Consider the following 14816-nt stretch of genomic DNA (forward strand, 5'->3'; position numbering starts at 1 on the left):
CCCGGATCGGTCCTCATCCCTCCGGCGTCAGGGCGCCCGTTGCGAGTCCGTCACGGGCGACCTCGGCGAGCTGCCGACTCAGCTCGTCGACCTTGCGCATTCCCTCCTCGAACGCGGACAGGGCCCGGAAGGCAGAGCCGTACCGACGCTGCTCGTCGATGCCCATACGGGGGATGCGTGAGCCCCTGCCGTCAAAGCGGTAGGTCCCGCTCGCGCTCGTTGATCTGCGGACGTTGGCGGAGCTGCGTAGGAAGCCCCGCAGATAGTCCGTGTCGAGCTGCTCGCTCGCCGAGACCGGCTCGGGACCGTCGTACGCCACGAGCCCGGCGCGGGCGAGATCCGCGACGCTGGTGGTGGCACCGTCCAGTGACCCCGGCCCGCCGCCCGTCGCCAGCTCGGGCAGAAGGGTGGCGAGTCGACGGATCTGGTCCTCCAGTTCCTTGCGCAAAGCGGCGTACTCACCAGGGTAGTCGCGATGCCGGGAACGGAGATGGCTCCCGGGTGTCAGGTCGACGGTGTCGTCGAGGAGTTCGATCAGTGGTACGTCGGCAACCTGGTCGGGGCGTGGTTCCAGGTCCCCGTCGGGGCTGTTGTCCGTCAGGTCGACCATGCGCACGGTGTGCTGCGTGTCCGCCCCTCCCGGACTCTCGGGACGCTGCAGACACCACAGATGGACAGGAAGGGCGTGCGAGGTCGCCGTACCTGGTGGCAGGGCGACCACTTGGCGCACGATGCCCCGGCGTACGAGTTCCGATCGGATGCGGCGACCTGCCTTGCGGTAGGCGACCGAAGCCGGCATGACCATGAGGACCTGGCCGCCGGCCACGGTGTGGGCGTAGGCGTGCTGGAGCCACGCGAGCTCACCTTCGGCCTTGGACGGGGTGCCGAGGTCCCAGCGGGAGTCGAGCAGCAGTTCCTCCCGCCCCCACTCGGTCACGCCGGCCGGAGGGTCGCAGACGACCAAATCTGCCCTGAGGTCCTGCCATTCATCCGCGCGCAGGGAATCACCAGCCACGATGCGCACGCCCGATCGGCCCAGAAGATCGGCGCGGAGCTGCGCGAAGCGGGCGCTGTCGGTATCCAGCTCCTGGCCGCGGCAGAGAATCCCGGCTTCGGAAGCGACGGACAGGAGCAGCACCCCGATTCCACAGGCTGGATCGAAGACCGTGGCATCGGACGGCAGCTCGGGAGCGAAGTGGCACACGGCACGCACCACACGCTCGGAAGTCACCTGGTCGGACCCTGCGCGCCGAGCGGAGTCCATGAACCGTTCGGTCAGTCCGTTCACGAGGTCGACGGGCGATCCGGTTCGGGCGAGCTCGCGTACCCGGGCGGCGACGTCGTCCGGCAGCTCCGGTCCGGTTCGGTCGGCCAGCGCCGCGGCGACCTGCGCCAGGCCCGCGACCATCTGCTCCCCGTAGGCGGCCCTCATGGCCTGCCACAACTCGACCTCGGGTGACACCTCCTGGCCTTTGCGTTGCCTGTCCAGCCATTCCTGGACCTCCGCGAGTGCGTAGAGCGGACTGTTCGCGCCACCTCCCGCCGGCGCGGGGAAGTCGTCGTAGCGCCGACGCCAGTTGGAGACAGCGGCCCGAGTCACTCCGGCCAGCCGGGCGATCTCGGCGCCGGTGACCAGTGGGCCGACCGATGAAGCGGCATTGTCCGTCATAGCCTCAGCGTACACGGACCGACACCTCCTTTCCAGAGTGCAATGCGTTGACAATGTACACATGCTGATGTCACTCTCGCCGTGTACTTGGTTCGCCCCTGAACCAGCACGCCGCAGAGCGTGTCCCAGCCGCAGTTGTCCACGGAGGCACCCCTTGGCATCGAACACCGCAGTACGCACCGTTTACCGGCTGTCCGGCGTCGCCCCCACCACGGAAGCCATGCTGTACGCCCTTGACCTCGAACTACTGGACAGACTCGGCGCCGATCCGCATTTACCGGAGGCGCTCGGGGTCCCGGCCGTGTACATCACCTGCGGGATGGAGCACACCGAGGCCCCTTGGTGCGAACCCATGTCGCGCAGCACCGGCATCACGGTCAGCGAGAGTGTCCGGCGCACCGCTGCCGTGCTTCTGCTCGCCGTCGACGACACGGTGTACGCCATCGGCTGCGACCAGGGGTACCGGCTGATCCCCGACCATCTCAAGGACAAGCGCTTCGGTCTCTCGTTCGCCATCCGACAGATGGACCCGAGCCTGATCCGCGGAGCCGTATCGAGGTCTCTCGGGCAGGCACGCACCGACATCTCCTTGGTTCCGGGCGGCGCCCCGGTCCCGCTGCTGGGCATCCGTGACCACTCGCGCATCGTGCGCAGCCTGGGCGGATACCTCGACGACCTGCCGCTCACCCGGTCGCGCTACTCGCGCGGAAAGGCCGTGAGTGCCCAGGGCGGGTGCGGACTGCGGATCGCCCTCGGAGTCGAGCCCGAGGCCTTGCTCTCCGACCTGCGGACCATCACCAGAATCTGCCGCGAGGACATCCCGAACCAGGAGCTGGAGTTCGTCGACCACATCGTCCCGGTCAGCGCTCCGACGACCCTCGACGCGCTCGACGAGGCCCTGGACGACCGTCTCGGCCGACCCGCCGACGGAAGTATCTCCGTCTGTGTCCCCTCCGAACATCACATGGCGTACGCGGAGGCCACCACGTACATGACGCAGATCAACAGCAGCAACGGTGCCCTGCGCTCCGACGACTTCGACCTCGGATACGTACTCACTCGGGCCCGCCTCGCACAGCCTGGGCAACGCCTCAAGGCGCTGCGCGAGGGAACCGTGACCCTTGCCAGGGATCGTCGGGCGGGGGCCGCCGACACTCTCGCCGTCACCAGCGCGCTGACGTGGCTGGAGACCGGCGTCTCGCTCGGCCCCAGACGGTTCTTCCTGATGGACGGCGAGTGGTACGAGGCAGGGGCCGCCTATGTCGAAGAGTGCCGGGCCGCCGTACGGGGCGCTGTTCTCACCTTCACCCTCCGTCGCCCTTCCCTCCTGGGCGGACGGTGAGTCGGAGAACACCTACAACAACAGGGTGGCTGACGACCGGCCCAACTGGCTCTGCCTCGACACCAAGAACGTCGCCAATCCTCTCCGGCCCAGGGACCAGGTCGAGATCTGCGATCTACTCATGCCTGACGGCACGCTGATCCTCGTCAAGCGCGCAGGCGGTTCCGGTCCGCTGAGTCACCTGTTCAGCCAGGCCAGGGTGGCGGTGGAACTGCTCCAGGAGTCCGCCCAGGTCCGCGCGGACTTCACCGCGAAGGTGGCCAGGCTGAGTGGCGGCGCGCGCCTGCTTCCGACTGACTACACGCCCAAGCGGATCGTCCTTGCGATGCTCCTCAAGAAGCGCGAGAGCCTGACCCCGGATTCCGTCTTCGGGTTCTCCCAGATCACCATCGCCCAGACCTCGAAGGCCCTGGCAACACGAGGAGTGACTGTCGAGGTCGTCGGCATCCCGCAAGTCGGCGCTGACTCACTTTCTCCATCCTCGTGCGACGCGGGAATGCATGCGGCGGTCCCTGGCTGAGTCCCGCAAACCACTCCTCCGCACTCCAGAGTCGACCGTTCACATCGTGACCAACTGTCGCGAATCCTCGAATAGACCCGCGCCCCCACCTTGCACGGCACAGAGATCGGCCGTCAGAGGCGAGTTCCCCGCCTGGGACATTGCTGGGACTTCCGGCTGAATCAACGGGCATGGGCCTGAGACAGCCGAAAGGCCATCTGCTCGGGTCAGCGAGGCACAGCAACCCAGCGTGCCAGGTCACGGGGCCGCCTGGTCTCTTGCGGGACATCTGAGGCCGCGAGAGTGGCGGATCGTCGGCTGACCGCGAGCGGCTAGGGAGACGTCTCGGTGGGACTCAGGGGTCTTGTCGGCCAGTCGAGGAGACGGGCGCCGATGACCGCGGTCTGGAGGGTGTAGCGGTCGGCGGGGTCGGTCGGGTCGGCGCCGGTGAGGGTGTGGACTCGGGCCAGCCGGTAGGTGAGGGCGCGCACGCTGAGGGAGAGCCGCCGGGCGGTCGAGGCGGCCACGCAACCCGTGTCGAAGTACGCGGTGAGGGTGTCGAGCAGGGGCTGTGCCCCGCCGCGCGACTGTCCCAGTGGGCCGAGCGTGCTGCTCACCAGGTCGACGAGGGCCTGCCGGTCCCGGGCCAGTACGGGAAAGACCAGCAGGTCGGCGGCGCGCAGCAGCGGCTCGTCGAGGCCCATGCGCTGGGCCACGTCCAGGGCGTTCAGGGCCTCCTCGTAGCTGTGGCCGATGCCGACCGTGCCGGGCCGGGAGCGGCCGATGGCGACCTGGGCCCGGCCGGTGGCGGCGTAGGAGCGTTTGGCGAAGTGGGTGAGGACGTCGTCCTGGTCGCCGGGGGCGATGCACACCATCCGGCCGTCCTTGGTGGTGAACAGGATGCGGCGGTTCTCGAAGCGGGCGAACAGTTCGCCCGCCACCTGCCGGGGTACGGGGTCGGTCTCGTCGTACTTCTCCGGCCCCTCGGCGACGGCGACCGCGTGCGCGCGGGACAGGCGCAGCCCGAACCGCTCGGAGCGGGCGGCGAGTTGGCCCTGGTCGCCACGGCCGTGGAGGAGGTCGTCGATGAACTCCCGGCGGGCGGCCTCCTCCTTGCGGACCACGAGCCGCTGGGCGCGCTCGTAGCCGTCGGCGAAGGCGTCCACGGCCTGTTCGATGACGGCGAGGACGCTGTCCGGGTCGGCGGCCCGCGGCCAGTTGTCCCGGCCGGCCACGAGATGTGCCCTGACCAGTGAGCGCCAGCCGTGCCCCGCCTCCGCCGCCCGCGCGCCGAGCGCACGCCGCGACTCGATCTCGTCCCGCGTCAGACGACGGCCGGTGGGCGCGGCGTCCGCGAGGACCTGCTCGAAGCCGTCGAGGAAGTCCTCGCTCGGGCTGTGGTCGGCCGGACCGCGCCCGACCCCGGCCCCAGCCCCGGCCCGACCGACCGCAGCCCCGGCATCCACGCTCAGAACGGCCGCGGCCCGGCCGACCACGCCAGGACCGGCCGTGCCCCGGACGCCCCCGCTCTCCCCACCCGCGCTCCGGACACCCGCGCCCTCCCCGACCATGCCCCGGACACCCCCGCTCTCTCCACCCGCGGCCGGGACACCCGCGCCGCTACCGCCCGCATGCCCGGCTTTCGCGTTCCTCATCTTCGCGTTCCTGCCGTTCCAGTGCTGGGCGTTCATGCTTTCCCCGTTCGGTTCGTGGGCGATCCGGTGCTGGTGGTGGCGCCGTGCGGAGTGTCCCGGGGTGCTCCTCGCCACGCTCGTACGCCGCGTCGCGTTCGGACCGGGCGCGGCCCACACCGGTCTCCTCAGACGTTCGCGTGCACGGCCTCGGTGGTGGGCTCGGGGTTCAGGTCGGGCCGCGTCGTCGGCGCCTCCCGGGGCGCGGTCGACGCGCGGCGGGTGAGCCGGGTGGCGAGGGGTTCGGTCCAGCGGGCGGTGAGGGGGCCGAGGACGACGAGGATGAGGACGTACGCCGTCGCGAGAGGGCCGACGCGGGGCTCCACGCCGACGGCGAGGCCGGCGATGACGATGGAGAACTCGCCCCGGGCGACCAGCGTGCCGCCCGCCCGCCAGCGGCCCTTGGCGGAGATCCCGGCCCGCCGGGCCGCCCAGTAGCCGGTGGCGATCTTCGTGAGGGTGGTGACGGCGGCCAGCGCGAGGGCCGGGAGGAGGACGGGCGGGATGGCGGCGGGGTCGGTGTGCAGGCCGAAGAAGACGAAGAACACCGCGGCGAACAGGTCCCGCAGCGGGGTGAGGATGCTGCTGGCACCCTCGGCGACCTCACCGGACAGCGCGATGCCGACCAGGAACGCGCCCACGGCGGCCGACACCTGGAGGTGCTGGGCGACCCCGGCGACGACGAGGGTGAGGCCGAGGACGACCAGGAGGAGCATCTCGGCGTTGTCGGAGGAGACGGCACGGCTGATCAGCCGGCCGTGGCGCAGGGCGACGTAGAGGACGGCGCCCACCGTGCCCAGGGCGATCAGGAGGGTGAGGGCGCCGCCCGCGAGGCTCACCCCGGCGAGGAGGGCGGTGAGGATCGGCAGGTAGACGGCCATGGAGAGGTCTTCGAGGACCAGGACGCCCAACACGACCGGGGTCTCCCGGTTGCCGAGGCGGCGCAGGTCGCCGAGGACCTTGGCGATGACACCGGAGGAGGAGATCCAGGTGACGCCGGCGAGGGCGACGGCGGCGACCGGGCCCCAGCCGAGCAGCAGCGCCATCGCGGCGCCGGGGGCGGCGTTGAGGACGAAGTCGACCGCGCCGGAGGGGTACTGGGTCTTGAGGTTGGTGACGAGTTCGGAGGCGCTGTACTCCAGGCCGAGCAGGAGCAGCAGGAGTATGACGCCGATCTCTGCGCCGGTGGCGACGAACTCCTCGCTGGCCTGCAGAGGAAGGATGCCGCCGTGGCCGAAGGCGAGCCCGGCGAGCAGATAGAGAGGTATGGGCGAGAAGCCCACGCGTCCGGCGAGGCGGCCCAGCAGACCCAGGGCGAGAATGATCGCCCCGAGTTCTATGAGCATGGCGGTGGTGTTGTGCACGGGCGTCTGTCCTCCGTTGACGAGTGCGGTGACGGCGTCTGTGCCTGGTGCGAGTCGGGTGCGGGTGCGCTGGTTGGTCGCGTGCGGGTGCCCTGGTCACGTGCGGTTACGACCGCGGGTGCGGGCGGCGGGGCCCGGCACACCGGTCGGGCGGGGCCGTCGGTGTCGTACGGGCGCGCGGGTTTCCCGCAGGGTTCGGTTGCCTACATGACGGGGCGTCGACTGCCCGACGGCATCGGGCAGTCGACGAAACCTCTGCTACGGCCGCGAGGGCGTCAGTGCTCGGGGCGGTCGCTCGGCCCCGCGGCGCGGCCGGTATCGGGTACGGCGTCGCGAGCGGCGTTCACGACGCGCACGCGGACTACTCGACCCATGTCACGCCCCCCCAACACGCCGTCGGCTGAATCACCCGACCACCACTCGAACGAATGAGCAAATAAGCGCTCAGTAGAGCGTTAGCGCTTGGTAAAGGATTCTAGCGCACTACGAAAAGGTAAAATCACACAATAGGTAAAGCGCTACCTATTTCCCTTTACCTCAGGCTCACCCTGTCACTCCCCGATCTCGACCTTGCCGTTGTCACCGTGCCGCACGGACCGCTCCCCCGACCGATCCCCCGACCGCTCCCCCGACTTCGCGCCGCCCCCACCGCCCCGCGAGAGGCCCTTCAGGAGTTCCGCGAGGTCGACACCCGTGGTGGAGCCGAGGAGTTCGATCCCCTGGGCGACGTTGTCGGCGACCGCGCGCGGGATGCGGGCGGCACCGTCGGTGGAGATGACGGTCATCTTCTCCACCGCGGAGAGCGGTTCGGACGCCTTGGCGACGACCTGGGGCAGTACCTCGACGAGCATCTGCAGGATCGCCGCGTCGCCGTACCGCCCGAAGGCGTCGGCCTTCTGCCGCATCGCCTCGGCCTCGGCCGCCCCCTTCGCGCCGATGGCCGCCGCCTCGGCCTCGCCCTCCAGCCGCACCGCCTCCGCGATCGCCGTCCGCCGCGCCCGCTCCGACTCGCCCTGCCTGAGCCCCTCGACGGCCTCGGCCTCGGCCAGCGCGGTACGCCGCTGCTTCTCGCCCTCACCGGTCAGCCGCGCCCGCTCGGCCTCCGCCTGGGCGCCCGCGATCTCGGCCAGCCGCTCGGCCTCGGCCTGCTTGACCCGGGCCACCCGCCGGGCCTCGGCCTCCTGTTCGGCCGCGTACCGCTGGGCGTCGGCGGGCTTGCGGATCTCGGTGTCCAGCTGACGGTCCTTCAACGCCGCCTGCCGCTCGGCGACCTTCTCGTGCTCGGCGAGGATGTCCTGCTGACGGGCCGCCTCGGCGAGCGGGCCGGCCGCGTTCGCCTGGGCGGCGGCCGAGTCCGTCTCCGCCTTGATCTCGGCCTGCTTGAGGGCGAAGGTCCGCTGGGCGACCGCGATCTCCTCCTCGGCCTTCAGCCGGGCCTGCTCGGCGGCGCGCCGGGCCACCGCCTCGGCGATGTCGGCCTCCTGCTTGGCTCGCGCGGCCTCCGGACGGCCGAGATCCTCCAGATAGGAGCCCTCGGTGGTGATGTCCTGGATCTGGAAGGCGTCCAGCACGAGGCCCTGCCCCGACAGACTGGCCTCGGCCTCCTCGGCGACCTGCCCGGCGAACGCGGCCCGGTCGCGGATGACGTCCTCCACCGACATCCGGCCGACGATGGCCCGCAGCGCGCCCGACAGCACCTCCTGGGTGAAGCCGACGATGCCGTCCTGCTGCATCAGGAACCGCTGGGCGGCGGCCCGGATCGAGTCCTCGGTCCCGCCGACCTTGACGATGGCGACCCCTTCGAGGTTCGCCTTGATCCCGCGCAGGGTGACCGCGCCGCGCACCGCCACCGGGATGTGACGTGACGACAGGTCCAGGGTGAACCGCTGCTGCACGAACGGCACGACGAACACCCCGCCGCCGACCACGACCTTCTGGCCGCTGTTGTCGGTGAACACCCGCCCGGTGTCCGGATCGGTCGCCTGCTTGCCACGCCGGCCGGTGACGATGAACGCCTCGCTGGGGCCCGCCACCTTGTAGCGGGTGACCACGACGAGAGCCAGCAGCACCAGGAGTACGACGACCCCCAGCACCGCGAGAACGATAGAATTCATAACAAATGCCCCCAGAATCACACAAGAAGAAGAGCCAAGAAGCCAAGAAGAAGAGGAAGAGAAGAAGGAGAGAAAGGATCAGGAGATGAGCGGCTCAGCGGTCCACAGCACGCACGACGACCGAGGTGGCGGTGGGCGCCGCCTCCACCCACACCTCGGCGCCCCGGGCGACCGGCCCCCCGCTGCGCGCGGCGAACTTCACCGGCTGCCCGGCGAGCCGGAGCAGCACCTCGCCGAACCCGTCGGCCGGAATGGCGGTCACCACCTTGCCCGCGGTGCCCACCAGGTCGTCGCCCCGTGGCGCGACGGCCGTCCGATCGGACATCAGGGCCCGGCCGAAGCGGTACGTCAGCCAGGCCGTGGCGGCCCCCAGGGCCGCACCGCAGCCGGTGGCGACCACCGGCCCCGCGTCCAGCAGTTCGGTCGCGAGGACCCCGCCGAAGCCGGTCGCCGCCAGGAACCCGGCGACCCCCGGCAACGACAGGTACCCGTCAAGGGCACCGTCCAGAACACCGTCGAACGCGCCGTCGAGCACCCCGTCGAAGACCAGCGACAGGGCGAGCAGCACGACCCCCGTGATGCCGAGTCCGAAGAACCAGGCCATTCGCGCCGCCCCCTCCCACCCCGCCGCCGGTCTCCGGCTTGACGGGATTTTCACACGGGTGGGGGACCCGGTTCATTGCCGTGTTCCGGCAATGTTCCCGCGCCTTTCCTTCCTGCTTCCCTGCTCAGGCCGCGGCCTGCCGTACGACCTCCGCGACCTCGTAGCCCGCCTCGACGACCGCCGCGCGCACCGCCGCGTCGTCGACCGTCTCCCCGCGTACGGTCACCAGGCCGGCCCGTACGTCGACATCGACCTCCGTGACGCCGGGCACCGCGACGACCTCCTCGGTGACGCTCGCGGCGCAGTGGGCGCAGCTCATGCCGGACACGGTGAAGTACTTCTCGGCCATGGGGTCGCTCCGTTCCTCTGTCGGCCCGGTGACTGTGCCGCCGGGGGCTCACGGACCGCGTGGCACGAGGTACGGCGAACGGCCGCACCACGTTCAGTCCGGGCCCGGCAGGTGGCCCGCGCGGCTTCGAGGCCGTCCCGGAGAGGGCAAGGTCACAGCCGTTCCCCCTGCTGCTCCTTTGTGCCTCTGGCCTAGCATCCGAGCATGACGGTCCTGCCTGACGACGGGCTTGAGCTGGCCGCCGAGTTCCCTGACGCAACCCACGAGCAGTGGCAGCGCCTCGTTGCGGGCGTGCTGCGCAAGTCGGGCAAGGACGTCGAGGGTGCTCAGGCCGAGGAAGCCCTGTCCACCGCGCTGGAGGACGGGCTGCGCACCCGTCCTCTGTACACCGCGCACGACACCGCGCCCCCTCCGGGTTACCCCGGCTTCGCGCCCTTCGTACGAGGAGGCCGGGCCGCGGGCAACACCGTCGACGGCTGGGACGTACGCCAGCGGCACACGGCGGCGGACGGCGACGCGGTGCTCGCCGACCTGGAGAACGGCGTCACCTCCCTGTGGCTGGTGCTCGGCGGGGCCGGCTTCCCGGTGCCGTCGCTCGGCCGGGTCCTCGACGGCGTCTTTCTCGATCTCGCGCCGGTCGTCCTGGACGCGGGCGCCGAGGTCGAGCCCGCCGCACGGGAGTTGCTGCGGCTGTACGCCGAGCGGGGCGTCGCCAAGGAGGCGGCGCGCGGCAACCTGGGCGCGGACCCCCTCGGTCACGAGGCCCGCACCGGGCAGACGTACGACTTCGCACCGGTGGCCGGGCTCGCCCGGTTGTGCGCCGAGGAGTATCCGGGGCTGCGGGCCCTGACCGTGGACGCCCTGCCGTACCACGAGGCCGGTGGCTCGGCCGCACAGGAGCTGGGTGCCTCGCTCGCGACCGGCGTCGCGTATCTGCGGGAGCTGACCGAGGCCGGGCTGAGCGTCGAACAGGCCTGTGCGCAGCTGGAGTTCCGGTACGCGGCGACCGCCGACCAGTTCCTGACGATCGCCAAGCTGCGGGCGGCGCGCCGGCTCTGGGCCCGGGTGGCCGAGGTGTGCGGGGTGCCCGCAGCCGGGGCGCAGACGCAAGCCGCGGTGACCTCGACGGTGATGATGACGCGCCGCGACCCGTGGGTGAACATGCTGCGCACGACCATCGCCACGCTGGCCGCCGGGGCGGGAGGTGCCGATTCCGTCACCGTGCTGCCCTTCGACCACTCGCTCGGGCTGCCGGACGCGTTCGCGCGGCGCATCGCCCGCAACACCTCCACGATCCTCATCGAGGAGTCCCACCTCTCCCGGGTGATCGACCCGGCGGGCGGCTCCTGGTACGTGGAACGCCTCACCGACGAACTCGCCCACGCGGGCTGGGAGTTCTTCCAGGAGATCGAGCACGCGGGCGGCCAGGCGGCCGCCTTGCGCTCCGGCGCCGTACGGCAGCGTCTCGCCGAGACCTGGGCGGCCCGCAGTGCGAAGCTCGCCAAGCGCCGCGAACCGATCACCGGCGTCAGCGAGTTCCCCCACCTGGCCGAGAAGCCGGTCGTCCGCCGGCCCGCCGCCGAGCCGCCGTCCGGCGGTCTCCCTCGCGTCAGCCGCGACGAGGCGTACGAGGTGCTGCGCGCCCGCTCGGACGCCCACCTCGCCGCGACGGGTTCCCGGCCCCGGATCCACCTGGCGTCCCTGGGCCCCGCCGTCGCCCACACCGCGCGTACGACCTTCGCCGCCAACCTCTTCCAGGCGGGCGGCATCGAGCCCGTCACCGGGGGCACGTTCGAGGAGAGCGGCGCCACCGAGGTGTGCGTGTGCTCCAGCGACGCCCTGTACGAGGAACGGGCGGCGAGCGTGGCGGCGGAGCTGAAGGCCGCCGGCGCCGCGCACGTGTTCCTCGCCGGCCGTCCCGGGCAGTACACCGACGTCGACGCGTACGTCTTCGCGGGCTGCGACGCCGTGGCCGTGCTGTCCGCGACCCTCGACCGCATGGGAGTGTCCTGATGACCGTCCCCTCCGTCCCCGACTTCTCCGGGATCGAGCTGGGTTCCCCGGCCCTCGACGGCGGCGCCGACGACTGGCGTACGGCGGTCAAGAAGGCGGCCGGCGGTGACGACCTGCTGTGGGAGACCCCGGAGGGCATCCCGGTCAAGCCGCTGTACACCGGGCAGGACCTGGAGGGTCTGGACTTCCTGGGCACCTACCCGGGCATGGCGCCGTATCTGCGCGGCCCGTACCCGACGATGTACGTCAACCAGCCCTGGACGATCCGGCAGTACGCGGGCTTCTCCACGGCGGAGGAGTCGAACGCCTTCTACCGCCGCAACCTGGCGGCGGGTCAGAAGGGCCTGTCCGTCGCCTTCGACCTGCCGACCCACCGCGGCTACGACAGCGACCACCCGCGCGTGACGGGTGACGTCGGCATGGCGGGCGTGGCGATCGACTCGATCCTCGACATGCGGCAGCTCTTCGACGGCATCCCGCTGGACCGGATGACCGTGTCGATGACGATGAACGGCGCCGTGCTGCCCGTGCTGGCGCTCTACATCGTGGCGGCCGAGGAGCAGGGTGTGCCGGCGGAGAAGCTGGCGGGGACCATCCAGAACGACATCCTCAAGGAGTTCATGGTCCGCAACACCTACATCTATCCGCCGAAGCCGTCGATGCGGATCATCTCCGACATCTTCGCCTTCACCTCCCAGCGGATGCCCCGCTACAACTCCATCTCGATCTCCGGCTACCACATCCAGGAGGCGGGCGCGACGGCCGACCTGGAGCTGGCGTACACGCTCGCGGACGGCGTGGAGTACATCCGTGCGGGCCGGGAGGCGGGGATGGACGTGGACGCGTTCGCGCCCCGGCTGTCGTTCTTCTGGGCGATCGGCATGAACTTCTTCATGGAGGTCGCCAAGCTGCGCGCGGCCCGCCTGCTGTGGGCGAAGCTGGTGAGGCAGTTCGACCCGCAGAACGCCAAGTCCCTCTCCCTGCGCACCCATTCGCAGACCTCCGGCTGGTCGCTGACCGCGCAGGACGTCTTCAACAACGTCACGCGTACGTGCGTGGAGGCGATGGCGGCCACCCAGGGCCACACCCAGTCGCTGCACACCAACGCCCTCGACGAGGCTCTCGCCCTGCCCACCGACTTCTCGGCGCGCATCGCCCGCAACACCCAGCTCCTCATCCAGCAGGAGTCCGGCACGACCCGGGTCATCGACCCCTGGGGCGGCAGCGCCTACGTCGAGAAGCTGACGTACGACCTCGCCCGCCGTGCCTGGCAGCACATCCAGGAGGTCGAGGCGGCGGGCGGCATGGCCAAGGCCATCGACGCGGGCATCCCCAAGCTGCGCATCGAGGAGGCCGCGGCCCGCACCCAGGCCCGGATCGACTCCGGCCGGCAGCCGGTCATCGGCGTCAACAAGTACCGCGTGGAGACCGACGAGCAGATCGACGTCCTCAAGGTCGACAACTCCTCGGTCCGCACCCAGCAGATCGACAAGCTCCGCCGACTGCGTGCGGACCGCGACGAGCAGGCGTGCCAGGACTCGCTGGACGCGCTCACCCGGGCCGCCGGGGGCGAGGGCAACCTGCTGGAGCTGGCCGTGCGCGCGGCCCGCGCCAAGGCCACGGTCGGCGAGATCTCCGACGCCCTGGAGAAGGTGTACGGCCGGCACGCGAGCCAGATCCGTACGATCTCCGGCGTGTACCGCAACGAAGCAGGCGACTCCCCGAACGTGGAGCGCACCCGGAGCCTGGTGGACTCCTTCGCCGAGGCCGAGGGCCGCCGGCCGCGCATCCTGGTCGCCAAGATGGGCCAGGACGGCCACGACCGGGGCCAGAAGGTGATCGCGACCGCCTTCGCCGACCTCGGCTTCGACGTGGACGTCGGCCCGCTGTTCCAGACCCCGGCCGAGGTGGCCCGTCAGGCCGTCGAGGCGGACGTGCACATCGTCGGGGTGTCGTCGCTGGCCGCGGGGCACCTCACCCTCGTACCGGCGCTGAAGGAGCAGCTGGCCGAGGAGGGACGCGCGGACATCATGATCGTGGTCGGCGGGGTGATCCCGCCACAGGACGTTCCCACGCTGCTGGAGATGGGCGCGGCGGCCGTGTTCCCGCCCGGGACGGTGATCCCGGACGCGGCGTACGACCTGGTGAAGAGGCTGTCGGACGACCTCGGGCACGACCTGTGATCGATGTCGACGCCTATGCCAAGGGCGTCCTCGACGGGAAGCGGGCGGTCATCGCCCGTGCCATCACCCTCGTCGAGTCCACCCGGCCCCAACACCGGACCCTGGCCCAGGAGTTGCTGACCGCGCTGCTGCCGCACAGCGGCCGGGCGCGGCGGATCGGGGTCAGCGGGGTGCCGGGGGTCGGCAAGTCGACGTTCATCGACGCGTTCGGCACGATGCTGACCTCGCTCGGGCACCGGGTGGCGGTGCTGGCGGTGGATCCGTCGTCGAGCCGTACGGGTGGCTCGATCCTCGGCGACAAGACCCGTATGGAGCGCCTGGCCGTCGATCCGGCGGCCTTCGTACGGCCCTCCCCCACGGCCGGCACGCTCGGCGGGGTCGCCAAGGCCACCCGCGAGTCGATCGTGGTGATGGAGGCGGCCGGCTACGACGTGGTGCTGGTGGAGACCGTCGGTGTCGGCCAGTCCGAGACGGCCGTCGCCGACATGGTCGACTCCTTCCTCCTCCTCACCCTCGCCCGCACCGGCGACCAGCTCCAGGGCATCAAGAAGGGCGTCCTGGAGCTGGCCGACGTGCTCGCCGTCAACAAGGCGGACGGCCCGCACGAGCGCGACGCCCGCACGGCGGCCCGTGAGCTGGCGGGCGCCCTGCGGCTGATGCACGGCCATGACCCGGTCTGGACGCCACCGGTGCTGAGCTGCAGCGCCCGCGAGTCGAACGGTCTGGACGCCGTCTGGGAGCGCCTGGAGCAGCACCGCACCCTCCTCGACTCCACCGGCCGACTCGCCGCCAAGCGCCGGAACCAGCAGGTCGACTGGACCTGGTCGATGGTCCGCGACGAACTCCTCGGCCGGCTGCGCACCCATCCCGGCGTCCGGTCCCTGGCGCCCGGCCTCGAACAACGGGTCAGGGACGGCGAGCTGACGGCCACACTGGCGGCCGAGCGCATCCTGGAGGCCTTCGGGGACTCCGAGCGGGCGGAGTAGGC

Annotated in this window: 11 protein-coding genes; 5 read left to right on the forward strand and 6 right to left on the reverse strand. The window is 71.1% G+C overall.

The genetic code is table 11. The annotated features are described in order from the left end of the window. Nucleotides 1-13: 13 nt before the first annotated feature. The gene (locus tag OG622_RS13695) at nt 14-1669 is read right to left on the reverse strand and encodes an N-6 DNA methylase (protein WP_371576163.1); all 1656 of its coding nucleotides are present in this window, start codon (nt 1667-1669) and stop codon (nt 14-16) included. Between the two features lie 154 nt (nt 1670-1823). On the opposite strand from OG622_RS13695, the gene OG622_RS13700 reads away from it, so the two are divergent. Both OG622_RS13700 and OG622_RS13705 read left to right on the forward strand, forming a co-directional pair. Beyond that, complete coding sequence (locus OG622_RS13700) at nt 1824-3011, forward strand: TIGR04141 family sporadically distributed protein (RefSeq protein WP_371576164.1); 1188 nt, start codon at nt 1824-1826, stop codon at nt 3009-3011. Then, entirely contained in the window at nt 2929-3531 is a 603-nt protein-coding gene (locus OG622_RS13705; RefSeq protein WP_371576166.1) for a TIGR04141 family sporadically distributed protein, read from the forward strand. Before OG622_RS13700 ends, OG622_RS13705 begins: the two co-directional genes overlap by 83 nt. Nucleotides 3532-3842: 311 nt before the next feature. Here OG622_RS13705 and OG622_RS13710 read toward each other — a convergent pair whose 3' ends face one another. The 5 genes from OG622_RS13710 to OG622_RS13730 form a co-directional block, all read right to left on the reverse strand. Then, nucleotides 3843-4976, reverse strand: coding sequence for a PucR family transcriptional regulator (locus tag OG622_RS13710; protein ID WP_371584090.1), 1134 nt, complete (start codon nt 4974-4976; stop codon nt 3843-3845). Between the two features lie 353 nt (nt 4977-5329). Beyond that, nucleotides 5330-6565 (reverse strand): cation:proton antiporter, encoded by a 1236-nt coding sequence (locus tag OG622_RS13715; RefSeq protein WP_371576167.1) that lies wholly within the window; start codon nt 6563-6565, stop codon nt 5330-5332. 551 nt (nt 6566-7116) lie between these two features. Beyond that, nucleotides 7117-8679 carry an SPFH domain-containing protein gene (locus OG622_RS13720; RefSeq protein ID WP_371576168.1) on the reverse strand — a complete coding sequence of 521 codons (1563 nt, stop codon included), beginning with the start codon at nt 8677-8679 and terminating at the stop codon, nt 7117-7119. Between the two features lie 94 nt (nt 8680-8773). Continuing rightward, nucleotides 8774-9283: a hypothetical protein gene (locus OG622_RS13725; protein WP_371576170.1), complete on the reverse strand. Its 510-nt coding sequence runs from the start codon at nt 9281-9283 to the stop codon at nt 8774-8776. Nucleotides 9284-9407: 124 nt separating this feature from the next. Next, nucleotides 9408-9632 (reverse strand): heavy-metal-associated domain-containing protein, encoded by a 225-nt coding sequence (locus OG622_RS13730; protein WP_371576172.1) that lies wholly within the window; start codon nt 9630-9632, stop codon nt 9408-9410. Between the two features lie 204 nt (nt 9633-9836). Here OG622_RS13730 and OG622_RS13735 point away from each other — a divergent pair, with 204 nt between their 5' ends. The 3 genes from OG622_RS13735 to meaB are packed head-to-tail and all read left to right on the forward strand — an operon-like array spanning nt 9837 to nt 14814. Further along, nucleotides 9837-11645: a methylmalonyl-CoA mutase family protein gene (locus OG622_RS13735; protein WP_371576173.1), complete on the forward strand. Its 1809-nt coding sequence runs from the start codon at nt 9837-9839 to the stop codon at nt 11643-11645. Further along, nucleotides 11645-13828 (forward strand): methylmalonyl-CoA mutase, encoded by a 2184-nt coding sequence (gene scpA / locus OG622_RS13740; protein WP_371576174.1) that lies wholly within the window; start codon nt 11645-11647, stop codon nt 13826-13828. Before OG622_RS13735 ends, scpA begins: the two co-directional genes overlap by 1 nt. Continuing rightward, a complete protein-coding gene (gene meaB / locus OG622_RS13745; protein ID WP_371576176.1) occupies nt 13825-14814 on the forward strand; it encodes a methylmalonyl Co-A mutase-associated GTPase MeaB in 990 nt (329 codons plus the stop codon). Before scpA ends, meaB begins: the two co-directional genes overlap by 4 nt. The last annotated feature ends 2 nt before the right edge of the window (nt 14815-14816 follow it).

Origin of the sequence: Streptomyces sp. NBC_01314 (assembly GCF_041435215.1) — a bacterium.
Taxonomy (GTDB): Bacteria; Actinomycetota; Actinomycetes; order Streptomycetales; family Streptomycetaceae; genus Streptomyces.